Raw genomic sequence first — 22,652 nt, forward strand, 5'->3', positions numbered from 1 at the left:
GTTAGCCCTTTCCATTCGCAAACGAAAGCTCACACCCGCGTTACGGTTTCCATGGACATTAACCAACCCAGCGACGAGGAGATGCTCGCCCGCGTGCTTCATCGCGACGGGCTGATGCTGGTGATCGACAAGCCGGCCGGCATTCCCGTGCACAAGGGACCAAAGGGCGGACCGAATCTCGAAGCCTCGTTCGACGCACTGCGCTTCGGCCTGCCGCGCCCGCCGGTGCTGGCGCATCGGCTCGACAAGGAAACCTCGGGCTGTCTGGTGCTCGGCCGTCATCGCAAGGCAACGGCCTCGCTCGGGCTTTTGTTCAAGCACGGCAAGATTTCGAAGACCTATTGGGCGGTGGTCGAGGGCGGGCCTGACGCTGACGAGGGCGTGATCGATCTGCCGCTCGGCAAGCTCAACGCCGAGCGCGGCTGGTGGCAGAAGCCGGATCCGCAAGGGCAGCCGGCGGTGACGAAATGGCGGGTGCTGGGGCGGTCGTATTCGCCTGCCAGGCAATCCCTGAACTCCCCTCCCACTCGTGGCAACGACCCGCCTCCGCCTGCCGGCGGGGAGGGGTCGGGGGTGGGGGTCCCCACGGGCAGTGTCGCTTGGAGCCACCCCCCTCCCCAGCCCTCCCCCACAAGGGGGGAGGGAGCGCAGCTGCCAGGTGTAGAGTCAGTGCACTCCACTCGCGGTCCGCGGCTCACCTGGCTCGCCATGGAACCAGTGACCGGCCGCACCCATCAATTGCGCGTGCATTCGGCTGCGTCGGGCTGGCCGATCGTCGGCGACAACATCTACGGCAATGGCCCGCGCTTCGGCGAGCCGCGGCTGCATCTGCACGCGCGCGAGATTTCGATCCCGCTGTCGAAAAACAAGCCGCCGGTACACGTGGTGGCGCCGGCGCCGGTGCACATGCATGAGCGACTCAGGATGTGCGGGTGGAACGGGGAGTGAGCCGCCGCATCAGGCGCAAGCGAGACCTGGGCTCGCACCACACCTACCGCCGTCATCGCCCGGTTCAACCGGGCGATGACGGCGGGGGCGGGACTAACAGCCTGCCCCCATCATGACCTGACATCGTGAGGCGCTGCACGGTGCCCATCGTGTGACCCGCTACGGCCACCGGCAGATAATGCTCCGTCCGGCCCTGCGTCTCGCTCTCGATCAGCACCTCGCGCAGGCAGCCGATCTCCTGCTCCAACCGCCGCCGCAGCGCCGCTTCTCCCGCAGTCCGCAGCCGCCGCGCCCGCTCGCGGATGACGGTGCCGTCCACCTGCGGCATGCGCGCGGCCGGCGTGCCCGGCCGCGGCGAATAGGGAAAGACGTGCAGGAAGGTCAGCCCGCATTCCTCGACGAGATCGAGCGAGCGCGTAAACATCTCCTCGGTCTCGGTCGGGAAGCCCGCGATCAGATCGGCGCCAAGCGCGATGTCCGGCCGCAGCCGGCGCACCTGAGCACAGAATGCGATGGCATCGGCGCGCGCATGCCGCCGCTTCATGCGCTTCAGGATCAGATCGTCACCCGCCTGCAGCGACAGATGCAGATGCGGCATCAGCCTCGCATCATCAGCGAGGGCATCGAGCAGGTCGGCATCCGCCTCGATCGAATCGATCGAGGAGATGCGCAGGCGCTTCAGCTCGGGCACGTGGCGCAGGATCTGCTTCACCAGCCGGCCGAGCTTGGGTGCGCCCGGCAGATCCGCGCCATAGCTCGTGAGGTCGATTCCGGTCAGCACGATCTCGGCATGGCCGCCCTCGCTCAGCGCACGCACCTGATCGACCACGGCGCCCATCGGCACCGAACGCGAATTGCCGCGGCCGAACGGGATGATGCAGAACGTGCAGCGATGGTCGCAGCCGTTCTGCACCTGGACGAAGACACGCGGCAGGCCCCGCTGGAAGCCATCGACCAGATGCGGCGCCATCTCCGTCACCGCCATGATGTCGGAGACGGCGACCTTCTCGGATGCATCGATGCCGAAGCGTGGCACGGCCAGCGCCTGTGTCGTCGCACGCCACGCGTCGGGCTGCAGCTTGTCGTCATTCCCGATGACGCGGTCGACCTCGGGCATGGAAGAGAACATGGTGGCCTGCGTCTGCGCGGCGCAGCCGGTCACGACGATGCGCGCCGCCGGGCGCTCGCGCTTCAGCTTGCGGATGGATTGCCGCGCCTGCGCCACGGCCTCGTTGGTGACGGCGCAGCTATTGATGACGATGGTGTCATCGGCGCCGGCCGCCTCGGCATGTTTCGCGATCAGCTCGGATTCGAACGCGTTCAGGCGGCAGCCGAAGGTGACGACGTCGACGCTCATGCGACGCTGGCGAACATCGACGGCTCGAACCGCCCCTCGAACTCGAATGCGGCGGTGCCCGTCATCAGCACGTGATCATCGCGCTCGCGCCACTCGATCGTGAGCTCGCCGCCGGGCAGCGTCATCTGCACGATCCGGTTGGCGCGCTTCAGCCTGGCAGCCGCGACCGCGGTCGCGCAGGCCGCCGAGCCGCAGGCCTTGGTCAGCCCCGCGCCGCGCTCCCAGGTGCGCATCGTGATGTGGTCGCGATCGACGATGTGGGCGAGCGTGATGTTCGCACGCTCCGGGAAAATCGGATGGTTCTCCAGCAGCGGCCCGAAGCGCTCCAGATCATAGGCATTGACGTCGTCGACCCAGAACACCGCGTGCGGGTTGCCCATGTTGACGACCGAGGGCGAATGCAGGATCGGGGCATTGATCGGCCCGATCTGCAGCTCGATGTAGCGGGTGTCGCGGAACTCCTCGGCGAGTGGAATCTCCTGCCAGCCGAACTTCGGCACGCCCATGTCGACGGTGTAGAGGTCGGGCGCCGGCCCCTGCCAGCAGTTCAACAATCCGGCGCGGGTCTCGAACGTCGCGCTGGTCTGGCCGGTCTTGCCGAACACCTGCCGTACCACGCAGCGCATGCCGTTGCCGCAGGCGCCGGACTCCGACCCATCATTGTTGTAGATGCGGATGAAGGCCTCGGTGCCGTCGAGCCGCGGCGGCTGCAGCACCATCAGCTGGTCGTAGGGGACGCGGGCCGCCACCGCGCGCGCCTCGTCCGGCGTGACGACATGCTTCACGTCGCGCAGATCGACCACGACGATCTCGTTGCCGATCCCGTTCATCTTGACGAAGCTGTGGTTGGCCAGCGCGCTCATGAAAATATCCAAATTGTGTCCGCCTTATATGGCGAATGGCGCGGCATTGACCAGCCTGCAGAGCGACATGACGCATCTGTCATGGGACGCCGCGCCGCCGAGCATGTTAGGACCGGTTCATTCGCCGGCACGAACCGGGCAAAGCAGCACGGCCACTGGAGAATAGTCGAATGAATCTCAGCACTTTCCGCCTCGTTCTGGCCGTGAGCTCGGTCGCGCTTCTGCTCGGCGGCACGTTCGCCCGGGCCCAGGCGCCGTCGGCCTCGCCGGCTCCGGCGGCCTCAGCCACGCCCGCACCGGCCCCGAGCGCGCTACCGGCCCCGGCGGTGCCGGCCTCTCCTGCGCCCGCCGCGTCGGCCAGTCCGGCGCCCGCGACCAGCCCGATGCCGGCCGCCAGCGCAAGCCCCTCGCCGTCGTCATCTCCGACCGCAGCCCAGTCCCCGGCCACGTCGCCGCCGGCCGCGGCGCCAGCCCAGGCGGCCGACGCCTTCGGCGACGAGATCAAGCTCGAGGCGAAGAAGGTTGTCCTCGTCAAGGGCACCGCCAATTGGGACAATGCGTTCGAAACGCTGATCGACTCCTTCAAAACGCTGTCGGCCACTCTGGACAAGCAGGGCATCAAGCCCGCCGGCAACGGCATGATCGTCTACACCTCGACCGACGACACCGGCTTCACCTTCCTGGCCGAGATGCCGATCGAGCAGGAGCCGAAGACGCTCGGCAAGGGCATGAGCATCGGCCAGTCGCCCGAGGGCAAGGCGCTGAAGTTCGTCCATCGCGGCTCCTACGACAACATGGACAACACCTACGAGGCGATCACCAACCACCTCGACGAGCGCCGGCTGGAGGCCAAGGACACCTTCATCGAGGAGTACCTGACCGACCCCTTGAAGACGGCCGAAGACAAGCTCGTCATCAACGTCTACGTGCCGCTGAAGTGAGCACCATGATCATCAGACCCATCCTCGCGGTCGCGCTCGCGACCAGCTTCGCAATGCCCGCCCTCGCGGATGACATCGCCCGGCAGGACACGCCGGCGATCACCGTCAGCGGCGAAGCCAGCGTGTCGGCGCCGCCGGATCTGGCGCAGATCGACGCCGGCGTGGCGTCCGACGCCAAGACCGCGCGCGAGGCGGCCGAGGCCAATAACGCCGCTATGGCCAAGGTGCTGCAGGCGCTCAAGCAGGCGGGGATCGCCGACAAGGACTATCAGACCTCGCGGCTGTCGCTGCAGCCGCAATATGCGCAGAACCGGCCGGCCCAGCCGGCCGTGACCGGCTATCGCGCCAGCAATCGCGTCACCATCAAGGTGCGCGACGTCGCCAAGGTCGCCAGCGTGATCGACACGCTGGTCGCCGCCGGCGCCAACGATGTCGGCAACATCTATTTCAGCGTCGCCGAGCCGTCCAAGCTGCTCGACCAGGCGCGCGAGAAGGCCGTCGCAGACGCGCGCCGCAAGGCCGAGATCTACGCCAAGGCCGCCGGCGTGACGCTGGGCCAGCCGCTCAGCATCTCCGAGGACGGCGCTCCGGCGCCGGTGTTCCGTGCCAAGACCTTCGCCGCACCGATGGCCGCGACGCCGACGCCGGTGGCACAGGGCGAGGAGACGCTGGCGATCACGGTTAACGTGACCTGGGCGATCAAGCCGGGGCAGTAAGGCGCACTCCCTTCGGCGCGGCCCATTCACGCGCGGTCGTGAACCCACAGCGCGACGACAAACTCGGTGTCGTCCCGGCCAACGCCGGGACCCATAATCCGCGGCGGATGTTGTCGTGCGAGATGGAGCGGCTGATCTTCGCAAAACTTGATCCGGTGGTGATAGGTCCCGGCGTTCGCCGGGACGACACCTTTTGTGGTTGCGACAGCGAGTCAGATCTCCACCACCTGCCCCGGCTTCAGCACGCCGAACCGCTCGCGCGGGATGCCGGCCTGGTCGAGCGCGGCGTGCAAGGCGTGGACCGGCGCATCGATCGCCTCGTCCGTCAGCTGGAACGTGCCGTGGTGATGCGCCAGCGCGGCCTCCGCGCCGCAATCCTGCAGCGCCTGGACGGCGTCCTCTGGGTTCATGTGCTGGTCGCGCATGAACCAGCGCGGCTCGTAGGCGCCGATCGGCAGGATGGCGAGCCTGATCGGCGCGTGCTGCTCCGCCACGCGGCGGAAATGCGCGCCGGTGCCATAGCCGGAATCGCAGACGATGTAGAGCCTGCCGCGCGGCGTCTCCAGCACGAAGCTCGCCCATAACGCCTTGTTGCGGTCGAAGAGCCCGCGCGCCGTCCAGTGCCGCGTCGGCACCAGGGTCACGGCGACCTCTTTGTTCAGGGTCACGCGATCGTGCCAGTCATAGGCCTCGGCGCGAATTTTGGAGTCCGCCTGTGTCATCGTCAGGTCGTTGCCGAGCGGCGTGACGACGCGCGGTGAAAAGCGCGCGGTCAGCTTCGACAAGGTCCGGATGTCGAGATGATCGTAGTGCCCATGCGACACCAGCACGACGTCGATATGCGGCAGCCCCTCAAAGGCGATGCCGGGATCATTGTGCCGCCGGGGACCGGCGAACGCGAATGGCGACACCCGCTCCGACCAGACAGGATCGATCAGGATGTTGAGCCCGCCGGTCTGGACCAGCCAGCTGGCGTGGCCGATGAAGGACAGCCGCACTGTCTCGCCGTCGATCCGGTGCGGCGGCGTGTCGGCGTGCGGGCTCGCCGCCCAGGACGGCCAGCGGGAACGCTTGCGGTTGCGGTCGAACTGCCAGCGCAGCACCTGGGACAGGGATTTGGGCGGAACGCCGTCGGGATCGTAGAAGCGCTTGCCGTCGAAATGGTCGGTGACGGGGCCGGAATAGGTCCTGGAACGGCGCAGCAAGGTCGTCCTCGCAAGGGAAAGCTGAACTGGCGCAAGAGGTAAGCGCCCCCACAGGGTCCGGCAACGGGACGGCGAGAAGCAAGTTTCCTTGACTTTTCCCGCCCGCGAGGGTTTAACCCGCCCGAATTTCGGAAAGTATCACTTTTCGAGCCACCGCCCGGTCCTCGAGGCCGGAGGTCAACGCCCGACAGCGCTGTGCGCCCTCGGGCGTAAACGTGTTTGGACGATCGGGTTTCGGCAGAACTGCCGCAACATAGATGATCGTCATGCCCCGCGCAGGCGGGGCATCCAGTACGCCGCAGCGCCTCGAATCGAGCCGCGCTGCCTCGGAGCACTGGATCACCCGCCTTCGCGGGTGATGACGGCGGAGACATTCAACTGCCTGCATCGCGCAGGACAAAGGACGAAGCAAGTGTTCGACAATCTGTCGGAAAGGCTTGGCGGCATTCTCGATCGGCTGACGGGGCGTGGTTCCCTGTCGGAGGCCGATGTCGACGCCGCGATGCGCGAGGTCCGCCGGGCGCTGCTCGAGGCCGACGTCGCGCTGGAAGTTGTCCGCAGCTTCACCGAGCGCGTGCGCGAGCAGGCGATCGGCGCCACCGTCGTCAAGTCGGTCACCCCCGGCCAGATGGTCGTCAAAATCGTCCATGACGAGCTGGTCAAGACGCTTGGCGACGACGGCCAGACCATCGACCTCAACGCCGTGCCGCCGGTGCCGATCATGATGGTCGGCCTGCAGGGCTCGGGTAAGACGACCACCACCGCCAAGCTCGCGCGCCGCATGGTCCAGCGCGACAAGCGCAAGGTGCTGATGGCCTCGCTCGACGTCTATCGTCCGGCGGCGATGGAGCAGCTCGCGGTGCTCGGCCGCGACCTCGACATCCCGACGCTGCCGATCGTCGCCGGCCAGATGCCGCCGCAGATCGCGCGCCGCGCCATCGAGGCCGCCAAGCTCGGCGGCTACGACGTGGTGCTGCTCGACACCGCCGGCCGCACCACGCTGGACGAGGACATGATGAAGGAGGCCGCCGAGATCAAGGCGGTCGCCAACCCGCACGAGGTGCTGCTGGTCGCGGATTCGCTGACCGGCCAGGACGCCGTCAATCTCGCCCGCGCCTTCGACCAGCGCGTCGGCCTCACCGGCATCGCGCTAACCCGCATCGATGGCGACGGCCGCGGCGGCGCGGCACTGTCGATGCGCGCGGTCACCGGCAAGCCGATCAAGCTGCTTGGCACCGGCGAAAAGACCGACGCGCTAGAGGATTTCTATCCCTCGCGCATCGCCGGCCGCATCCTCGGCATGGGTGACATCGTCTCGCTGGTCGAGAAGGCCGCGGCGAACATCGACGCCGAGAAGGCCGCGCGCGCCGCCGAGCGGATGCGCAAGGGCCAGTTCGACCTCAACGACATGCGCGAGCAGCTGCAGCAGATGGCGCAGATGGGCGGCATCGGCGGGCTGATGGGCATGATGCCCGGCATCTCGAAGATGAAGAACCAGATCGCCGCCGCTGGCATCGACGACAAGATCCTCAAGCGCCAGGTCGCGATCATCGATTCGATGACGCGCGAGGAGCGCAAGCATCCCGACCTGCTCAAGGCGAGCCGCAAGAAGCGCATCGCCGCCGGCTCCGGCCAGAGCGTCGAGCACGTCAACAAGCTGCTCAAGATGCACCGGAACATGGCCGACGTGATGAAGGCCATGGGTTCCGGCAAGCGCGGCCCGCTGGCTGGCATCGCCCAGGCGATGGGTTTTGGCGGCGGTGGCGGCATGCCGTCACCGGATCAGCTCAAGGCGCTTGCGGAAAAGATGCCGGGTGGCATGCCCGGCGGCGGGCTGCCGAACCTGCCGAAGGATCTGCCCGCCGGCCTGCGCGGCGGACTGCCGAATCTCCCCGGCCTCACCGGTCTCAGCAGCAAGCCGACGCTTCCTGGTCTTGGCCTCCCTCCGGGGAAGAAGAAATGATCTCACTCCCGTCATTGCGAGGCGCGAAACGGCGAAGCAATCCAGAGTCGCGCACGCCGCTCTGGATTGCTTCGCTTCGCTCCCAATGACGACCTCTTCCAACTTTCAAACCGATATATCGACCTCAAAGGAGAACTTTCATGTCCGTCGTTATCCGTCTCGCCCGTGCCGGCACCAAGAAGCGCCCGGTCTATCACGTCGTCGTCGCCGACTCGCGCTTCCCGCGTGACGGCCGCTTCATCGAGCGTCTCGGCTACTTCAATCCGCTGATGCCGAAGGACAACGAGGCGCGCCTCAAGCTCGACATGGAGAAGGTGAAGGGCTGGCTCGCCAAGGGCGCGCAGCCGTCCGACCGCGTCGCCCGCTTCCTCGACGCCGCCGGCGTCAAGAAGCGCGAAGCCCGCCAGAACCCGATCAAGGCCGTGCCGCGCAAGGAGCGCAAGGCGCAGGCCGAAGCCGCCGCCAAGGGCTAAGGTCGTTGACGAGCGCGGCCTCATGCTTCGAGACGCACGGCTTGCGCCGTGCTCCTCAGCATGAGGAACTGGCTCCTCCTCCTGAGGAGCGCGCGTTTGAGCGCGTCTCGAAGGACGAGGCACGCTGATGTCCAAGCTCATCTGTGTCGCCAGAATCGGCGCCGCGCATGGCGTGCGCGGCGAGGTTCGCTTATGGACTTTCACCGAGGATCCGCTGGCCGTGCTGCATTACGGCCCGCTCACGACCAAGGACGGCAGCCGCTCGTTCGAAGTCGCGAAAGCGCGGGAGGCCAAGGACCATCTGGTCGCAACTATCAAGGGCGTCACCGACCGCAACGCGGCCGAGCGCCTCAACGGGCTCGAGCTGTATGTGCCGCGCGACCGCCTGCCCGAGACCGACGACGACGAATACTACCACGCCGACCTGATCGGCCTCGCCGCCGAGACCACGGCCGGCGCACCGCTCGGCCGCGTCCTCGCCATCCATAATTTCGGCGCCGGCGACATCATCGAGATCGCCCCGCCCTCGGGCAGCACATTGATGCTGCCGTTCACCAATGCGGTGGTGCCGATGGTCGATCTCGCGGGTGGGCGCGTGATCATCGAGCTGCCGGCGGAGATCGAGGGCGATGATGAATCGGCCTCGGATGAGTTGGCCTCGGATCAAGACGACGCTGCCGCCTCAAACTCCGCTCGTCGTCCCCGCGAAAGCGGGGACCCATAACCACCGCAGCTGGTTGGTTCACGCGGGATTGGCCGCGTGCCCATTTCCAACATCACGCGGTATGGGTCCCGGATCGGCGCCGCGACGCGCGGGTGCGCGTCACGGCTTGTCCGGGACGACACCGGTAATGGAGAGTTGCATCAGTTGGCCAGCGCCGCTGCGGGGGCTCGATCTCACCGCGCCGGTGCCGTAACAGAGCATCATGACCGCTTCGCCTTCCGCCCCTCCCACGCCCTGGCACGCCACCGTGCTCACCCTGTTCCCCGAGATGTTCCCGGGGCCGCTTGGCGTCAGCCTAGCCGGCCGGGCGCTGGCGTCCGGCATCTGGGCGCTGGAGGCGCGCGACATCCGGGCGTCGACCACCGACAAGCACCGCAGCGTCGATGACACCCCCGCCGGCGGCGGGCCCGGCATGGTGCTGCGGGCCGACGTGCTGGCCGCCGCGATCGACGCCGCTGCCATCGCGCCGGAGCGGCCGCGACTGCTGATGAGTCCGCGCGGTCGGCCCCTGACACAGGCCTTCGTCCGCGACCTCGCCGCTGGCCCAGGCCCGCTGATCGTCTGCGGTCGCTTCGAAGGCATCGACCAGCGTGTCATCGATGCCCGCTCGCTGACCGAGGTCTCGATCGGCGACTACGTGCTGTCGGGCGGCGAGATCGCCGCCCTGGTGCTGATCGACGCCTGCGTCCGGCTGCTCCCAGGCGTGATGGGCAAGCTCGAATCGGGCACCGACGAGAGTTTTTCCGATGGCCTACTTGAATACCCGCAATACACCCGGCCCCAACTATTCGAAGGCCGGACCATTCCGGATGTGCTCACCTCGGGTGACCACGCCAAGGTCGCCGCTTGGCGCCGCGCCCAGGCCGAGGCGCTGACTGAAGCGCGAAGGCCGGATTTGTGGGCCGAATGGCAGGCGCGCGACGGCCGAGAACAAAGAGGGACCGGCCAAAAAGAGCCAAAAAGCACGACAGACGGGTGACAAGCCTCGCGCTTTGGCTTATAGGAGCGCCCAATTCCGCAAGTGACGGCAGGAACAAGCGCAGCCCCCGCGTGACCCGGCTGGGCGCGCCGCCGATGGAGATTTACCCGTGAACCTGATTCAGCAGCTCGAAAAAGAGCAGTTCGACAAGCTGTCCGCCAACAAGACCATTCCGGAGTTCGGCCCAGGCGACACCGTGATCGTCAACGTGAAGGTGGTCGAAGGCGAGCGCACGCGCGTGCAGGCCTATGAGGGCGTCTGCATCGGCCGGTCCGGCGGCGGCATCAACGAGAGCTTCACCGTGCGCAAGATCTCCTATGGCGAGGGCGTGGAGCGCGTGTTCCCGATCCTCTCCCCGATGATCGATTCGATCAAGGTCGTGCGCCGCGGCAAGGTGCGTCGCGCCAAGCTGTATTACCTGCGTCAGCTGCGCGGCAAGTCGGCCCGCATCGTCGAGAAGCAGGACCGGCAGCAGACCGCCGTCAACGAGTAATCGTTGCTTTCAGTGGGTTGACGGAGAGCGCGGGCTGGTCCCGCGCTTTTTCTTTTACGCTGCTGTCATTCCGGGGCAGCCCCGAAGGGGCTGAGCCCGGAATCTCAAGATGGCCTGATCACCTCGGGATTCCGGGTTCGCGTCTTCGACGCGCCCGGAATGGCGGCGGAGAGATCGCGCGTCCTCACCGCGACAAACGCATCTCGCACTCCCCGGCGTGCGTGCTATATATCCCTCTGAAATGGTTCTAGATCGCACCAGCATGGCCTGTCGCCGCGTCGTCATCGACGATCGCCGCCGGCTGCCCGGGCGGTTCTTCGGACGCTTCGCCACCTCGGCAACATCAGAGCTTAGGCGCGCGCTGTAAGCCGCAGCGCCATTCCTGATTGTTCACGCGTGCCCCTCACGCGTCCTGTTTCAAACCTTAAATTCCCGGGAGCATTCGCTCATGTCGAAACCGACCACGCTGTACGACAAGATCTGGAACGACCATCTGGTGCACGAAGCCGCGGACGGCACCTGCCTGCTCTACATCGACCGTCACCTGGTGCACGAGGTCACCTCGCCGCAAGCGTTCGAAGGCCTGCGCGCCACCGGCCGCAAGGTGCATGCACCGGAGAAGACGCTCGCCGTCGTCGACCACAACGTGCCGACCACCGACCGCACCAAGCCGAACCCTGATCCGGAGAGCATCGAGCAGATCAAGGCGCTCGCCGAGAACGCCAAGGAATTCGGCATCGAATATTACAACGAGTTCGACCGCCGCCAGGGCATCGTCCACGTCATCGGCCCCGAGCAGGGTTTCACGCTGCCCGGCACCACGATCGTCTGCGGGGATAGCCACACCTCGACCCATGGCGCGTTCGGCGCGCTGGCGCACGGCATCGGCACCTCCGAGGTCGAGCATGTGCTGGCGACGCAGACCCTGATCCAGAAGAAGGCCAAGAACATGCGCGTCACGGTTGACGGCGTGCTGCCGGACGGCGTGACGGGCAAGGACATCATCCTGGCCATCATCGGCGAGATCGGCACCGCGGGCGGCACCGGCTACGTGCTGGAATACGCCGGCGAGGCGATCCGCGCGCTGTCGATGGAAGGCCGCATGACCGTCTGCAACATGTCGATCGAGGGCGGTGCACGCGCTGGCCTCGTCGCGCCGGACCAGAAGGCGTTCGACTTCCTGCGCGGTCGCCCCAAGGCGCCGCAGGGCGCGGCCTGGGACGCGGCGCTGCGCTACTGGGAGACTCTGCGCTCCGACGAGGGCGCGCATTTCGACCATGAGCTCCGGCTCGACGCCGCCAAGCTGCCGCCGATCGTGACCTGGGGCACCTCGCCCGAGGACGTGATCTCGGTGACCGGCGCGGTGCCCGATCCCGACAAGATCGCCGACGAGGCCAAGCGCATCTCCAAGCATCGTGCGCTGAAATACATGGGCCTGACCGCCGGCACCAAGATCACCGACATCAAGCTCGACCGTGTCTTCATCGGCTCCTGCACCAATGGCCGCATCGAGGATCTGCGCGCCGCCGCCAAGATCGCCGAGGGCAAGACCGTGAGCGGCCACGTCAATGCGATGGTCGTGCCGGGCTCGGGCATCGTCAAGGAGCAGGCGGAAGCCGAGGGCCTCGACAAGATCTTCATCAAGGCCGGCTTCGAATGGCGCGAGCCGGGCTGCTCGATGTGCCTGGCGATGAACCCGGACAAGCTGGCGCCCGAAGAGCGCTGCGCCTCGACCTCGAACCGAAATTTCGAGGGACGCCAGGGCTTCAAGGGCCGCACCCACCTGGTGTCGCCGGCGATGGCTGCGGCGGCCGCGATCGCAGGACACTTCGTCGACGTGCGCGACTGGCGCTGACGTCATCTCGCTGCTTCACGTCCGGCACGGCGGCCGGTCTACAAACGAGCGCGATGGCTTCACCAAGCCGTCGCGTTTTTCATTTCACCTCAACATCGACACAGTTCGGCAATGGCTTCTTAAGTCTCAGCGCGCACAATCCTACCGCCGGACGCGCTGCGTCTGCAGAGGAACGTGCCGAGGAGCCTGACATGGCCGACAAGCCGGAATACGTCGACCTCATCCGTGATGCGACGCGCCAGCGCCGGAAGACACCGCCCGCCAAGATCATTGCCCAGCCCGAGGCTCCGAGGGAGGAGCGGCGGCTGTCGAACTGGCCGCCCGGCCGCTTTGCCAAATGGCGCCTGGAGACGCTGGTGCCTTGGAAGCTGAGCGTGAGGAACTGGCAGTTCAAGGACTGGCTCTGACCGCCGCGCCCCACTCATCCCCTTGAAATGAGAGAAGGACGCCGTTGAGCGTCCTTCCCTGTCTCGTTCGAACTTCAGACAGCGTCAGTAGTAGCGCCAATGGTGCCGGTGGTGGCGATGATGCCACCGGTGATGAGGACGCCAGTGATGACCTCGCCAATGCCGATAGTGGCAGATGCGGCGCGGCCCGTAATAGGTCCAGACGACGCGACAACGGCGATAAGGATAGTAGTAGCCCGACGTATAGACCGGCGTGTAGTAGCTGCGATAGCCGTAGAAGTGCCGACGGTGGTGATGGAAGTACGGCCGGTAGGCATAGTGCGGACGATAATGATAGCCGCCGCCATGGAACACCGGCCGCGGGCCGAATCCGCCGTGAAAGGCCGGGCCGCCGCCGTGGAAGACGGGACGCGGACCACCGCCTCCGAAGGCGTGGCCGCCGCCGCCATGGAACGCCGGGCCACCGCCGCCGCCGTGGAAGGCCGGTCCGCCGTGAAATCCACCACCGCCGGGATGTCCGCCGCCGCCACCCCCGCCATGGCCGCCGGGTCCTCGGACCTGAACGGCCAACACGTCGGAGGGCGCCTGCGTCGCAGGCCCGGCGCCGGGACTCACCGGCGACATCGCAAGCGCCGGCCGGCCGGATGCGCCGGCCAAGAGAAACAATGTCGCCGCCGCAAGACTGAGGCGACGAGCCAGACCAGCGCGCTGGTCCTTCATCCTCATCATGGTCCCTTCTCCCTGAATGCCGTGCAACGATGGACCCATGCAGCGCCGATGCTGGTCGTCCGATCGGTGGATTGGCGCGCCCCAACATGAACGTAGAGATAGCGACGTGAATGCGGCATGAATGATGCTCGTCAGTGATGCACGGTGTACGCGCATCTGCGGCGTGGCGTCGCGGCGGAGGAGATGCACGTGAGCCTCTACGTCGTTGTGCAACTCAGGATCACGGATGCCGACGCAAGGGCTGACGCGCTGCTCGTGCGGGGACTTCGCAACTAACCACGCGCAGGCATTTGCTCCGCGAACGCGACGCGCTGACATGGCCTCAATCGTAGAACGGCGTGAATAGAACCAAGGGGCCCGGCGGATAGGCCGGCGCGTAGTCCGTGGGACGGTCAAGATAGTGGGGCACCTCCGCCGTCGACACCACGGGCTTCACTCTGCGACCCTCCCGGCGCGGGCCAGGATCCGTTGCGGTCTGACGCGCCTGCGTGACGGCGGGGCCTGCGGCGACAGGAGAGGTGGCAGCGGAACTCGCGAGCAGCATCGCCACCGTGACGATGCCGATCCCGAGCCAGGTTCTGTTGACTGATGGTTTCATGGCGAACCTCGTTGTCAGCCCCCATCAACGTACAGGCCCGCAAAGCGGGCCTGTTTGATTTCGGTCATTGTCTCGATCGGCCGGAAAGCGCGGCTTACCAGCGGCCGTGATGGCGATATCCGTAGTGATGCGGCCGCCAGTGATGCCGCGGATGATAGTAATGCCGAGGATAGTAGTGGCGCCGGGGATGCCAATGGTGGCGGCCGTGCCAATGCGCCTGCGTGGTCTCCTGCGCCGTGCCCTGCTGCACCGCGGTCGCGGTGCCCGGATTGATCAGCGACAGCGCCTGCGCGCGTTCGGCGGGGGCAGCCATCGCGAGAACGGCGCCAACCGCCGCGATGCCCAACAGCTTCATCACAGTCATGAACTTCTCCCTCGATCGCCTGACATCACGTCCGGCACCGTACATTCCGCCTTGTCAGTTGCCTGAAGGGCGGCCGCAGCAGCGCGACGCAGACCAGTCTCGAACGAGCGACGTGAATGGGACATGAAGACCTGCGCAGGAGCAGAATGCCGATATGTCGCACATGGTTCCACCGCAGTGCGCGACATATCGGCACTGTGTCCGGACGGTGACGTCGCCGCGCTCGATCCGCGCCTCGCCGCGCCGCCAAGCAGCGCAGTGCGCGGGACCAGCAGTCAGCCGCGTCGCCAGACGCAACTCATATGCGGGACGATCACGGTGCCGCTCGGCCGATGCTCTGGAACATAGGTGGCATCGCATACACGAACCGCGTTCGGACCCGGATTGAAGCGCGGCACCACATCGGGCTGCCAATGGCCCTCGTAGCGCGGATAGATCTGGATCCGTCGTTGCCGACGCTGCGCGGAGAGATCCGTGCTCATCTCGCTCTGGACGGCGCCGCGTACGCCCGCGGCCTGCTCCGCTTGCGCTCCCGCCGAGATCGAGATCACGACCGCCGCGGCCAGCGCCGTCCCGGCCAGCACCATCGACATCTGTCTCATCTGTCCCCAACCCCCAATTCGCGCGCCAAGACGGTCGCCGTTTTCATCCCCTGCGTCAACCGGCGCCGCCCCACATGTCATAGAACCAAGATGCAAGATGATCAAAGCCGGGCTAGAAGGCGGCAATGTGGACGGATCTGAAAGCCCCATCGCTCGCCGACATGGAAGTCATGGCGCACGAGATGTTCGAGCGTCTGCCCGAGCATTTTCGCAGGCTTTGCGAGGGCGTCATCATCCGGGTCGACGACTTTCCGACCGAGGAGGTGCTCGACGAGATGCAGGCCGAAAGCGAGTTCGACCTGCTCGGCCTGTTCCAGGGCACGGGACTGCCGTTTCGCAGCAATGACGACCTGCCCCGGCTGCCCAACATGATCTGGCTCTACCGCCGTCCGATCCTGGATTACTGGGCCGAGCACGACGAGAGTCTTGGGCACATCGTCCGCCACGTCCTGATCCACGAAATCGGCCACCATTTCGGAATGTCCGACGACGACATGGAGGCGATCGAGGCGTCCGTCGACTGACGACCCGGCCGATAGCACCGGGATTTTGACTTTATCCGCCCTGCCGTTCGGGCTAAACAGCGGCCTGCCCGTATTCTCGAAGGTGCCCCGATGGACAAGTTCACCACGCTGGAAGGCGTCGCCGCGCCGCTGAAGATCATCAATGTCGACACCGACATGATCATCCCCAAGCAGTACCTGAAGACCATCAAGCGCACCGGCCTCGGCAAGGGCCTGTTCTCGGAGCAGCGCTACAAGGACGACGGCAGCGAGAACCCGGATTTCGTCCTCAACCAGCCGGCCTACCGCAATTCCAAGATCCTGGTCGCCGGCGACAATTTCGGCTGCGGCTCGAGCCGCGAGCACGCCCCCTGGGCGCTGCTCGATTTCGGCATCCGCTGCGTGATCTCGACCTCGTTCGGCGACATCTTCTACAATAACTGCTTCAAGAACGGCATTCTGCCGATCCGCGTGTCGCAGGCCGATCTCGACAAGCTGTTCGACGACGCCGAGCGCGGTGCCAACGCGACCTTGACGGTTGATCTCGCCAACGAGGAGATCCGCGGCCCCGACGGCGGCACCGTCAAGTTCGACATCGATCCGTTCCGCAAGCACTGCCTGCTCAATGGGCTCGACGACATCGGGCTGACGCTGGAGAAGAAGGCCTCGATCGACAGCTACGAGGCCAAGCTGGCCGAGCGCGCCTGGGCCTGAGCCCCGCTTGAAGGCAGAGAGTTCGCGGGCCCCGGACCTCGTCCGGGGCCTTGTTTCGAGAGCAGCCCAGCAGGTCCGCCGTTGACGCGTGTATTGCCCGAGGTCGTCACCTTCTGGCGCGGGCCGCTCGACCGGCTGCGCCAGACCTGCCTGCGCTCGCAGCTCGCCGCCGGCCACAAGGTCACCGTCTACAGCTTCGATCCGCTGCCCGGCCTGCCCGACGGCGTCGGCAATGCCGAGGCCGAGGCGGTCCTTCCTTACGCATTCTCCGAACGTCTCAGGCCGCCGCAGCCCGACGGCAGCTGGCGCGATTGGACCACCTTGCAGTTCAGCGACTTCTTCCGGATGCGGCTGATGGCACAGCGCGCCGGCCTCTGGCTCGATGCCGACGTGCTGCTGCTCAGGCCGGTCGAGATCGATCCGGCTCTGCCCTACTTCGCCTGGGAGCGTCCGCGGCAGCTCGGCAACTCCGTGCTCTACCTGCCGCCGGACGATCCGATCGTCGCCGAGTTCGCTGCGCTGATGGCGCAGGACGAGCTGACGCCGAACTGGCTGTCGCTGCGTCATCGCCTCACCTATGCGATGCGCCGCCTGCGCGGCGGCTCCGACCGCCTCTCGGACATCCGCGTCGCCATCTTCGGCCCTGCCGCGCTGACGGCGCTGGCCCGCCGCCACAGCTCGCTGCGCCACGCGCTGCCGAAGCGCAGCTTCTACGCTGTCCATGCCGAGCCGAAGGCGTTCTTCGATCCCTCCGACTTCACCGGCCTGATCGGCGATCCCGCGATCATCGGCCTGCACATCTCGCCGAAGGGCCGCGGCGGCGAGGCGCCGATCCCTGGCAGCCTCTATGCGTGGGCGGCCGAGCGATTTGCCCCGCGCTGACCTTCGCCGCGCAGCTTTGCTGCCGGCGCAGGACCGATTCGCTGCTTGATCTACCGCAACGTCCGCGCGTCCACCCGGTGATTGATTGCGAACAATTATCGGAGACGTGTCATGACCGTAGACGCCAAGCCCTATCCGCGGGTTCAGTTCCTGATCGATACGTTCGCGCAATGGCTCCGGCACCGGCGTGAGCTGAGCGAGATCCGGCAGCTGGACCGCGACGATTTCGAGCGCATCGCGATGGACCTGCAGGTCACACCGGCGGATCTCGACGAGCTGGTCCGTCACGGCGAGCACGCCGCCGACGAGCTGCCCCGGATGCTGAAGGCGCTCGGCATCGACGAAGCTGCGCTGGGGCGCGCCGAGCCGCTGGTGCTGCGCGACATGGAGCGCGTCTGCGCCATGTGCAAGGACAAGCCGCGCTGCCATCGCGATCTTGCCGCCGGCACGAGCGCCGAGCACTATGAGGAGTACTGCCTCAACGCCCCGACCATCGACCGCCTGGGCACCGCCGCGGTCAAGCACTGATCGCCGTCTCCCTCCCACTCAGCGAAGCAACGCGATGAGCCTGCCCAATCTGTACCGCAACACCTGGCTCCATGTCGGCGTCGCGATCCTGCTCGCGCTCGGCGCGATGCTGTTGATCCGGCTGCACAATGCCGGCGGCGTGACGCCCGCGGCCGACAGCGTGCAGGCCGGCCGCAAGCTGGCGGAGGCCTGGTGCAGCACCTGCCACGCCATCGACGCCAGCGGCGCGCGAAGCCAGACCACGACCGCCCCCGACTTTGTGGCCGTCGCCAACATGCCCTCGACCACCGAGCTGTCGCTCAAGGTGTTCCTGCAGAGCAGCCACCCGACGATGCCGAACGTCATCCTGACCGCCGAGCAGCGCGGCGACTTGGTCAACTACATCCTCAGTCTCCGCCGCATCTGACGCCTCACTTCGCCACAGCCGCGATCGCATCGGCGATCGCGATCGTGCGCCGCGCCATCTCGGCATGCAGCCGCTCGACCATGCGGCCGTCGATCTGGATCGCGCCGCGCGAAGCATTCTCCGGCAGCTCGAACGCAGCGATGATCTTGCGTGCCGCAGCGACCTCGTCGGCCGGCGGCGTGAAGATCGCGTTGCAGGCATCGATCTGGCCGGGATGGATCAGCGTCTTGCCGTCGAAGCCGAGATCGCGGGCCTGGATGCATTCCTGCGCGAAGCCGTCGGTGTTGGCGAAGTCGCTGTAAGGCCCGTCCAGAATCTCCAGCCCATGGGCCCGCGTCGCCAGGATGCAGTGGCTGATCATCGGCAGCATCGTGGAGCGGCCCGGCAGCATGCGGATGCGGGTCTCGCGCGAGATGTCATTGGGACCGAACACGAAGCCGGCGAGCCGCGAGCCCGGCTCGTGCACCGTGGCCGCGAGCAGATCGGCATCGAGCACGGCGCGCGCCGTCTCGATCATGGCCCAGACCTTCAGCGCCGGATCTGCCCCGACCTCGGCCAGACGATCCGTGACCAGACGAAGGTCCTCGACGGTCGACACCTTGGGAACGAGGATGCCGTCGGTCGCCGCTTGTCCGGCCATGGCGACGTCGTCGCTCCACCACGCCGTATCCAGGCTGTTGATACGGATCAGCAGTTCCCGCTTGCCGTAGCCATCGGCCGCCACCGCCTTGGCGATCTGGTCGCGGGCGGCGGCCTTGGCATCCGGCGCCACCGAATCCTCGAGATCGAGGATCAGCCCGTCGGCCGGCAGGTTCCGCCCCTTCTCCAACGCACGCGCATTGGAGCCGGGCATGAACAGGAGACTGCGGCGCGGGCGGATCATTTCGGCGTTTCCCTTGGTTTATCGACGCGGCCCGCGATACCATTTCGGGAGCCAGGCCGAAAGGCTTGTTCCCGGAAGGCGCATGTGTTTAGGCAAGGTCCATGATCTCGTTTCCGCAACGCCTGCTCGAAGGCTATCGCGCCTTCGCCACCCAACGCCTGCCGACCGAACAGAGCCGTTACCTCGAGCTCTCGGAGCGCGGCCAGTCGCCCGAAGTCATGGTGATCGGCTGCTGCGACTCGCGCGTCTCGCCCGAGGTGATCTTCGACGTCGGCCCCGGCGAATTGTTCGTGCTGCGCAACATCGCCAATCTGGTGCCGATCTATCAGCCCGACGCCAACGCGCACGGCGTGTCGGCGGCGCTGGAATATGCCGTCACCGTGCTGAAGGTGAAGCACATCGTCATCCTGGGCCACGCCCAGTGCGGCGGCATCCGCGCCTTCGTCGACAAGGCGGCGCCGCTGTCCCCGGGCGACTTCATCGGCCGCTGGATGTCGATGTTCATCAAGCCCGGCGAGGTCGTCGAGCAGCGCACGCATGAGAGTTTCCAGGACTTCGTCACCCGGATCGAGAAGGCCGCGGTGTTCCGTAGCCTCGAGAACCTGATGACGTTCCCCTTCGTCCGCAGCCGGGTCGAGGCCGGCGACCTGCAGCTCCATGGGGCCTATTTCGGCGTCGCCGAGGGCTCGCTGTTCGTGCTCGACAAGGCGGCCAAGGAATTCAAGAGCGCGCGCGCTGGCGAATAGCGAATGGGAAGTAGCGAGGAGTTCATCGGCCCTATTCGCCATTCGCTCCTCGCTATTCGTCCCTGTTCAATGATCACCCGACCAGCGGTCCGACAGCGCGAGCATCACCGTCGACACCACGAAAGTCATGTGCACGCCGACCAGCCAGGCGAGCTTGGTCGAGTCGTAGCCGGCGTCGAGATTCATGAACGCCTTCAACAGCTGGATCGCCGAGATCGCGACGATCGAGGCGAGCAGCTTCTGCTTCAGCCCGGCGAAGTCGACCTTTGTCATCCATTCCGGCCAGTCCGGATGGCCGCCGGGATCGATGCGCGAGACGAAGTTCTCGTAGCCCGAGAACACCACGATCAGCACGAGATTGCCGGTCAGGCAGACGTCGATCAGGCTGAGCACGCCGAGGATGATGTCGCTTTCCTTGGCGGTGGGCAGATGAATGACGCTCTCCCACAGCAGCAACACGAATTTGAACAAGAGCACCGCGAGGCTGATGACGAGGCCGACATAGAACGGCGCCATCAGCCAGCGGCTCTTGAACAGGAAGCCTTCGAGGCCGCGCTCGACCGGACCCGGGACGTGCTTGGCGGCTTCCGGCGGCACCTTCTCGCTCATCGTGTCCCGCGTCCCACCCTGACGACGTCTCCGCTCAGGCCGCCTTCTTCTTGGCCGTGATCAGCTTGCGGTTGATCAAGACCTCCGCGATCTGGATCGCGTTCAGCGCCGCGCCCTTGCGCAGGTTGTCGGACACGCACCAGAAGGCGAGACCGTTCTCGACCGTGCCGTCCTCGCGGATGCGGCTGATATAGGTCGCGTCCTCGCCGGCCGCCTCGTAGGGCGTCACGTAGCCGCCCGGCTCGTGCTTGTCGATGACGAGGCAGCCCGGCGCGTTGCGCAGGATGTTGCGGGCCTCGTCCGCCGTGATCGGATTCTCGAACTCGACATTGACGGCTTCGGAGTGGCCGACGAACACCGGCACGCGCACGCAGGTCGCGGTCAGCTTGATCTTCGGATCCAAGATCTTCTTGGTCTCCATCATCATCTTCCACTCTTCCTTGGTGAAGCCGTCTTCCATGAAGACGTCGATCTGCGGAATGACGTTGAAGGCGATGCGCTTGGGGAACTTCTTATTGACCAGCTCGTCATTGGTGTAGACGGCCTTGGTCTGCGAGAACAATTCGTCCATCGCATCCTTGCCGGCGCCGGACACCGACTGATAGGTCGACACCACGACGCGCGTGATCTTCGCCTTGTCGTGCAGCGGCTTCAGCGCGACGACGAGCTGCGCCGTCGAGCAGTTCGGGTTGGCGATGATGTTCTTCTTGTTGAAGCCGGCGGCGGCGTCGGCATTCACCTCCGGCACGATCAGCGGCACGTCGGGATCCATGCGCCAGGCCGACGAGTTGTCGATCACGACCGCGCCGGCGGCGCCGATCTTGGGCGACCACTCCTTCGACACCGAACCACCGGCCGACATCAGGCAGATGTCGACATCGGCAAAATCGTAGTGCTCGAGCGCTTTGACCTTCAGGGTGCGGTCGCCATAGGACACCTCGACGCCGACGCTGCGGCGTGACGCCAGCGCCACGACCTCGTCCGCCGGAAACTGGCGCTCATCGAGAATATTGAGCATTTCCCGTCCGACATTGCCGGTCGCGCCGACCACTGCGACTTTGTAACCCATCATTCACTCTCCGAAGAAATATGGCCGATCGCGCAACCAGGCGGAAACGGAAGCGGCAGCGCTTCTATGCGAGAAACGTCCCTGACACAACGTTACCACGATGTCTCGCATTCGATGCAGTCCGATTCGGCCAGAACAGCCGCAGCGCCCCGATCCGCGTCCGTCCTGCAGGGGCTCCAGAGCTTCGCGGACGAGGTCTGCGGCACATTTGCGCGCCTGTTCGCCTATGTGGGGGCTCTGGCGCTGATCGCCATGCTCGGCGTGGCCGGCTGGAACCATCTCGACGGCGGCGATGACACGTCGCCCGGCCGCGCCGGCTGGACCTTGGCCGACGCCGCAGTGCCGGCGTTCTCGCTCCGTCTCACCGACCAGCCCGACAGGACCGCCACCTACACCGTGCTCATCCATCCCGAAGGCGGCCGCAAGGACGTGTTGCGCTGGGGCGAACCCGCCGATCGCCCCGCTGCCGAGCTCGAGGTCTACCGGTTCGGACCGGAGCGCGATGCAAGGCGTGATCCCCGGGCCGATCTCGCGGTCCGGATGGGGCGCAACTCCACCTCCGAGCTCGAGACCGCCGGCGTGATCGACAGCCGGTTCGGCCCCGTCAGTCTGGTTCGCCGGGCTGGGGCTCCCGAGGGCGCCGGAGCCTGCCTCGGCTTTCTCAAGACCATCGCCGAGCCGGCGCTGCGGATCTCCGGCTGGTCGTGCCAGGGCGTGACGATGCCGGCGCGCCGCGCCATGGTCGGCTGCATGCTCAACCGGCTGACCCTGCTGGCGCCCGACCAGAACCGGGCCCTGAGCCAGCTTTTCATGGGGACCGATCAGCGGCGCGGCGGCTGCGACGAACCCGCCATCGCCAGCGGCAGCGGCGATTGGGTGACTTCGACCGCCAATCCGAGGCTGCGCGGCGCCTTGTGAATGTCTGCCTGCGTCCGGATGTTGCTGGGCGTGACCGCATCCTATTCGACCCGTCAAACCCACGGGCAAGTGACGGATATTGATGCAACTTTCCCGCCACAGCAGGGATTTATCTTGCCCCTCGCCGCGGGAATGACCTTGTGATGCCACAGCCGACCCAGATATTGTGCGGGCCAA

Annotated in this window: 27 protein-coding genes; 17 read left to right on the forward strand and 10 right to left on the reverse strand. The window is 66.3% G+C overall.

Annotated features, from left to right (window positions below; all coding sequences use genetic code 11):
- The first annotated feature begins 51 nt into the window (after positions 1–51).
- A complete protein-coding gene (locus QX039_RS17370; protein ID WP_315740691.1) occupies positions 52–948 on the forward strand; it encodes an RNA pseudouridine synthase in 897 nt (298 codons plus the stop codon).
- Positions 949–1,012: 64 nt separating this feature from the next.
- Here the strand turns inward: QX039_RS17370 and mtaB are convergent, their stop codons facing one another.
- Positions 1,013–2,305 (reverse strand): tRNA (N(6)-L-threonylcarbamoyladenosine(37)-C(2))-methylthiotransferase MtaB, encoded by a 1,293-nt coding sequence (gene mtaB, locus QX039_RS17375; RefSeq protein WP_315740690.1) that lies wholly within the window; start codon positions 2,303–2,305, stop codon positions 1,013–1,015.
- Positions 2,302–3,168: a diaminopimelate epimerase gene (gene dapF, locus QX039_RS17380; RefSeq protein WP_315740689.1), complete on the reverse strand. Its 867-nt coding sequence runs from the start codon at positions 3,166–3,168 to the stop codon at positions 2,302–2,304. Before dapF ends, mtaB begins: the two co-directional genes overlap by 4 nt.
- A 170-nt stretch (positions 3,169–3,338) precedes the next feature.
- On the opposite strand from dapF, the gene QX039_RS17385 reads away from it, so the two are divergent.
- Together QX039_RS17385 and QX039_RS17390 are read left to right on the forward strand one after the other, a co-directional pair.
- Positions 3,339–4,109, forward strand: a complete 771-nt coding sequence (locus tag QX039_RS17385) for a GyrI-like domain-containing protein (protein ID WP_315740688.1) — start codon at positions 3,339–3,341, stop codon at positions 4,107–4,109.
- A gap of 5 nt (positions 4,110–4,114) precedes the next feature.
- Positions 4,115–4,825, forward strand: a complete 711-nt coding sequence (locus tag QX039_RS17390) for an SIMPL domain-containing protein (protein WP_315740687.1) — start codon at positions 4,115–4,117, stop codon at positions 4,823–4,825.
- 212 nt (positions 4,826–5,037) lie between these two features.
- Here QX039_RS17390 and QX039_RS17395 read toward each other — a convergent pair whose 3' ends face one another.
- Positions 5,038–6,030 carry an MBL fold metallo-hydrolase gene (locus QX039_RS17395; RefSeq protein ID WP_315740686.1) on the reverse strand — a complete coding sequence of 331 codons (993 nt, stop codon included), beginning with the start codon at positions 6,028–6,030 and terminating at the stop codon, positions 5,038–5,040.
- Between the two features lie 412 nt (positions 6,031–6,442).
- On the opposite strand from QX039_RS17395, the gene ffh reads away from it, so the two are divergent.
- The 7 genes from ffh to QX039_RS17430 all read left to right on the forward strand — a co-directional run bounded on the left by ffh (position 6,443) and on the right by QX039_RS17430 (position 12,924).
- Positions 6,443–7,993 carry a signal recognition particle protein gene (gene ffh / locus QX039_RS17400; protein WP_315740685.1) on the forward strand — a complete coding sequence of 517 codons (1,551 nt, stop codon included), beginning with the start codon at positions 6,443–6,445 and terminating at the stop codon, positions 7,991–7,993.
- Positions 7,994–8,133: 140 nt separating this feature from the next.
- On the forward strand, positions 8,134–8,466 hold the full coding sequence (rpsP, locus tag QX039_RS17405; RefSeq protein ID WP_008964221.1) for a 30S ribosomal protein S16: 333 nt from the start codon (positions 8,134–8,136) through the stop codon (positions 8,464–8,466).
- 127 nt (positions 8,467–8,593) lie between these two features.
- Entirely contained in the window at positions 8,594–9,190 is a 597-nt protein-coding gene (gene rimM, locus QX039_RS17410; RefSeq protein ID WP_315740684.1) for a ribosome maturation factor RimM, read from the forward strand.
- Positions 9,191–9,392: 202 nt separating this feature from the next.
- On the forward strand, positions 9,393–10,169 hold the full coding sequence (trmD, locus tag QX039_RS17415; RefSeq protein WP_315740683.1) for a tRNA (guanosine(37)-N1)-methyltransferase TrmD: 777 nt from the start codon (positions 9,393–9,395) through the stop codon (positions 10,167–10,169).
- A 109-nt stretch (positions 10,170–10,278) separates the two neighbouring features.
- On the forward strand, positions 10,279–10,662 hold the full coding sequence (gene rplS, locus QX039_RS17420) for a 50S ribosomal protein L19 (protein ID WP_015663536.1): 384 nt from the start codon (positions 10,279–10,281) through the stop codon (positions 10,660–10,662).
- Positions 10,663–11,110: 448 nt separating this feature from the next.
- The gene (leuC, locus tag QX039_RS17425) at positions 11,111–12,517 is read left to right on the forward strand and encodes a 3-isopropylmalate dehydratase large subunit (protein WP_315770557.1); all 1,407 of its coding nucleotides are present in this window, start codon (positions 11,111–11,113) and stop codon (positions 12,515–12,517) included.
- A gap of 191 nt (positions 12,518–12,708) precedes the next feature.
- A complete protein-coding gene (locus tag QX039_RS17430; RefSeq protein ID WP_315770559.1) occupies positions 12,709–12,924 on the forward strand; it encodes a hypothetical protein in 216 nt (71 codons plus the stop codon).
- Positions 12,925–13,008: 84 nt separating this feature from the next.
- Here the strand turns inward: QX039_RS17430 and QX039_RS17435 are convergent, their stop codons facing one another.
- From QX039_RS17435 to QX039_RS17450, 4 genes are all read right to left on the reverse strand, one after another.
- Positions 13,009–13,653, reverse strand: coding sequence for a hypothetical protein (locus QX039_RS17435; RefSeq protein ID WP_315770560.1), 645 nt, complete (start codon positions 13,651–13,653; stop codon positions 13,009–13,011).
- Between the two features lie 322 nt (positions 13,654–13,975).
- Positions 13,976–14,251: a hypothetical protein gene (locus tag QX039_RS17440; RefSeq protein ID WP_315740680.1), complete on the reverse strand. Its 276-nt coding sequence runs from the start codon at positions 14,249–14,251 to the stop codon at positions 13,976–13,978.
- A gap of 94 nt (positions 14,252–14,345) precedes the next feature.
- Complete coding sequence (locus tag QX039_RS17445) at positions 14,346–14,615, reverse strand: hypothetical protein (protein WP_315770562.1); 270 nt, start codon at positions 14,613–14,615, stop codon at positions 14,346–14,348.
- 275 nt (positions 14,616–14,890) lie between these two features.
- Positions 14,891–15,199, reverse strand: coding sequence for a hypothetical protein (locus QX039_RS17450; protein ID WP_409997714.1), 309 nt, complete (start codon positions 15,197–15,199; stop codon positions 14,891–14,893).
- A 143-nt stretch (positions 15,200–15,342) separates the two neighbouring features.
- Between QX039_RS17450 and QX039_RS17455 the strand changes: the two genes are divergently transcribed.
- The 5 genes from QX039_RS17455 (at position 15,343) to QX039_RS17475 (ending at position 18,250) form a co-directional block, all read left to right on the forward strand.
- Entirely contained in the window at positions 15,343–15,741 is a 399-nt protein-coding gene (locus QX039_RS17455; RefSeq protein WP_315740677.1) for a metallopeptidase family protein, read from the forward strand.
- 90 nt (positions 15,742–15,831) lie between these two features.
- Positions 15,832–16,434: a 3-isopropylmalate dehydratase small subunit gene (gene leuD, locus QX039_RS17460; protein WP_315770564.1), complete on the forward strand. Its 603-nt coding sequence runs from the start codon at positions 15,832–15,834 to the stop codon at positions 16,432–16,434.
- An 81-nt stretch (positions 16,435–16,515) separates the two neighbouring features.
- Entirely contained in the window at positions 16,516–17,316 is an 801-nt protein-coding gene (locus QX039_RS17465; protein ID WP_315770566.1) for a hypothetical protein, read from the forward strand.
- Between the two features lie 111 nt (positions 17,317–17,427).
- Positions 17,428–17,844, forward strand: a complete 417-nt coding sequence (locus QX039_RS17470) for a DUF6455 family protein (RefSeq protein WP_315770567.1) — start codon at positions 17,428–17,430, stop codon at positions 17,842–17,844.
- 34 nt (positions 17,845–17,878) lie between these two features.
- Positions 17,879–18,250 carry a cytochrome c gene (locus tag QX039_RS17475; RefSeq protein WP_315770569.1) on the forward strand — a complete coding sequence of 124 codons (372 nt, stop codon included), beginning with the start codon at positions 17,879–17,881 and terminating at the stop codon, positions 18,248–18,250.
- Positions 18,251–18,254: 4 nt separating this feature from the next.
- Here the strand turns inward: QX039_RS17475 and QX039_RS17480 are convergent, their stop codons facing one another.
- Positions 18,255–19,133 carry a CoA ester lyase gene (locus tag QX039_RS17480; protein WP_315740673.1) on the reverse strand — a complete coding sequence of 293 codons (879 nt, stop codon included), beginning with the start codon at positions 19,131–19,133 and terminating at the stop codon, positions 18,255–18,257.
- Positions 19,134–19,234: 101 nt separating this feature from the next.
- Between QX039_RS17480 and QX039_RS17485 the strand changes: the two genes are divergently transcribed.
- The gene (locus tag QX039_RS17485) at positions 19,235–19,879 is read left to right on the forward strand and encodes a carbonic anhydrase (RefSeq protein WP_315740672.1); all 645 of its coding nucleotides are present in this window, start codon (positions 19,235–19,237) and stop codon (positions 19,877–19,879) included.
- A 66-nt stretch (positions 19,880–19,945) separates the two neighbouring features.
- On the opposite strand, the gene QX039_RS17490 is transcribed toward QX039_RS17485, so the two are convergent.
- Entirely contained in the window at positions 19,946–20,488 is a 543-nt protein-coding gene (locus QX039_RS17490) for a TIGR00645 family protein (RefSeq protein ID WP_315770572.1), read from the reverse strand.
- A 34-nt stretch (positions 20,489–20,522) separates the two neighbouring features.
- Positions 20,523–21,557, reverse strand: a complete 1,035-nt coding sequence (locus tag QX039_RS17495) for an aspartate-semialdehyde dehydrogenase (RefSeq protein ID WP_315740740.1) — start codon at positions 21,555–21,557, stop codon at positions 20,523–20,525.
- A gap of 114 nt (positions 21,558–21,671) precedes the next feature.
- Here QX039_RS17495 and QX039_RS17500 point away from each other — a divergent pair, with 114 nt between their 5' ends.
- Positions 21,672–22,475 carry a hypothetical protein gene (locus QX039_RS17500; RefSeq protein WP_315770574.1) on the forward strand — a complete coding sequence of 268 codons (804 nt, stop codon included), beginning with the start codon at positions 21,672–21,674 and terminating at the stop codon, positions 22,473–22,475.
- Positions 22,476–22,652: the final 177 nt, after the last annotated feature.

Source organism: Bradyrhizobium sp. SZCCHNR1043 (genome assembly GCF_032489675.1).
GTDB lineage: Bacteria > Pseudomonadota > Alphaproteobacteria > Rhizobiales > Xanthobacteraceae > Bradyrhizobium.

Excerpts from the sequence above, each read along its gene's own strand:
- QX039_RS17370 (WP_315740691.1), top strand. The coding sequence starts at position 52 with ATGGACATTAACCAACCCAGCGACGAGGAGATGCTCGCCCGCGTGCTT.
- mtaB (WP_315740690.1), bottom strand. The coding sequence starts at position 2,305 with ATGAGCGTCGACGTCGTCACCTTCGGCTGCCGCCTGAACGCGTTCGAA.
- dapF (WP_315740689.1), bottom strand. The coding sequence starts at position 3,168 with ATGAGCGCGCTGGCCAACCACAGCTTCGTCAAGATGAACGGGATCGGC.
- QX039_RS17385 (WP_315740688.1), top strand. The coding sequence starts at position 3,339 with ATGAATCTCAGCACTTTCCGCCTCGTTCTGGCCGTGAGCTCGGTCGCG.
- QX039_RS17390 (WP_315740687.1), top strand. The coding sequence starts at position 4,115 with ATGATCATCAGACCCATCCTCGCGGTCGCGCTCGCGACCAGCTTCGCA.
- rpsP (WP_008964221.1), top strand. The coding sequence starts at position 8,134 with ATGTCCGTCGTTATCCGTCTCGCCCGTGCCGGCACCAAGAAGCGCCCG.
- rimM (WP_315740684.1), top strand. The coding sequence starts at position 8,594 with ATGTCCAAGCTCATCTGTGTCGCCAGAATCGGCGCCGCGCATGGCGTG.
- trmD (WP_315740683.1), top strand. The coding sequence starts at position 9,393 with ATGACCGCTTCGCCTTCCGCCCCTCCCACGCCCTGGCACGCCACCGTG.
- leuC (WP_315770557.1), top strand. The coding sequence starts at position 11,111 with ATGTCGAAACCGACCACGCTGTACGACAAGATCTGGAACGACCATCTG.
- QX039_RS17430 (WP_315770559.1), top strand. The coding sequence starts at position 12,709 with ATGGCCGACAAGCCGGAATACGTCGACCTCATCCGTGATGCGACGCGC.
- QX039_RS17435 (WP_315770560.1), bottom strand. The coding sequence starts at position 13,653 with ATGATGAGGATGAAGGACCAGCGCGCTGGTCTGGCTCGTCGCCTCAGT.
- QX039_RS17440 (WP_315740680.1), bottom strand. The coding sequence starts at position 14,251 with ATGAAACCATCAGTCAACAGAACCTGGCTCGGGATCGGCATCGTCACG.
- QX039_RS17445 (WP_315770562.1), bottom strand. The coding sequence starts at position 14,615 with ATGACTGTGATGAAGCTGTTGGGCATCGCGGCGGTTGGCGCCGTTCTC.
- QX039_RS17455 (WP_315740677.1), top strand. The coding sequence starts at position 15,343 with ATGTGGACGGATCTGAAAGCCCCATCGCTCGCCGACATGGAAGTCATG.
- leuD (WP_315770564.1), top strand. The coding sequence starts at position 15,832 with ATGGACAAGTTCACCACGCTGGAAGGCGTCGCCGCGCCGCTGAAGATC.
- QX039_RS17470 (WP_315770567.1), top strand. The coding sequence starts at position 17,428 with ATGACCGTAGACGCCAAGCCCTATCCGCGGGTTCAGTTCCTGATCGAT.
- QX039_RS17475 (WP_315770569.1), top strand. The coding sequence starts at position 17,879 with ATGAGCCTGCCCAATCTGTACCGCAACACCTGGCTCCATGTCGGCGTC.
- QX039_RS17480 (WP_315740673.1), bottom strand. The coding sequence starts at position 19,133 with ATGATCCGCCCGCGCCGCAGTCTCCTGTTCATGCCCGGCTCCAATGCG.
- QX039_RS17485 (WP_315740672.1), top strand. The coding sequence starts at position 19,235 with ATGATCTCGTTTCCGCAACGCCTGCTCGAAGGCTATCGCGCCTTCGCC.
- QX039_RS17490 (WP_315770572.1), bottom strand. The coding sequence starts at position 20,488 with ATGAGCGAGAAGGTGCCGCCGGAAGCCGCCAAGCACGTCCCGGGTCCG.
- QX039_RS17495 (WP_315740740.1), bottom strand. The coding sequence starts at position 21,557 with ATGGGTTACAAAGTCGCAGTGGTCGGCGCGACCGGCAATGTCGGACGG.
- QX039_RS17500 (WP_315770574.1), top strand. The coding sequence starts at position 21,672 with ATGCAGTCCGATTCGGCCAGAACAGCCGCAGCGCCCCGATCCGCGTCC.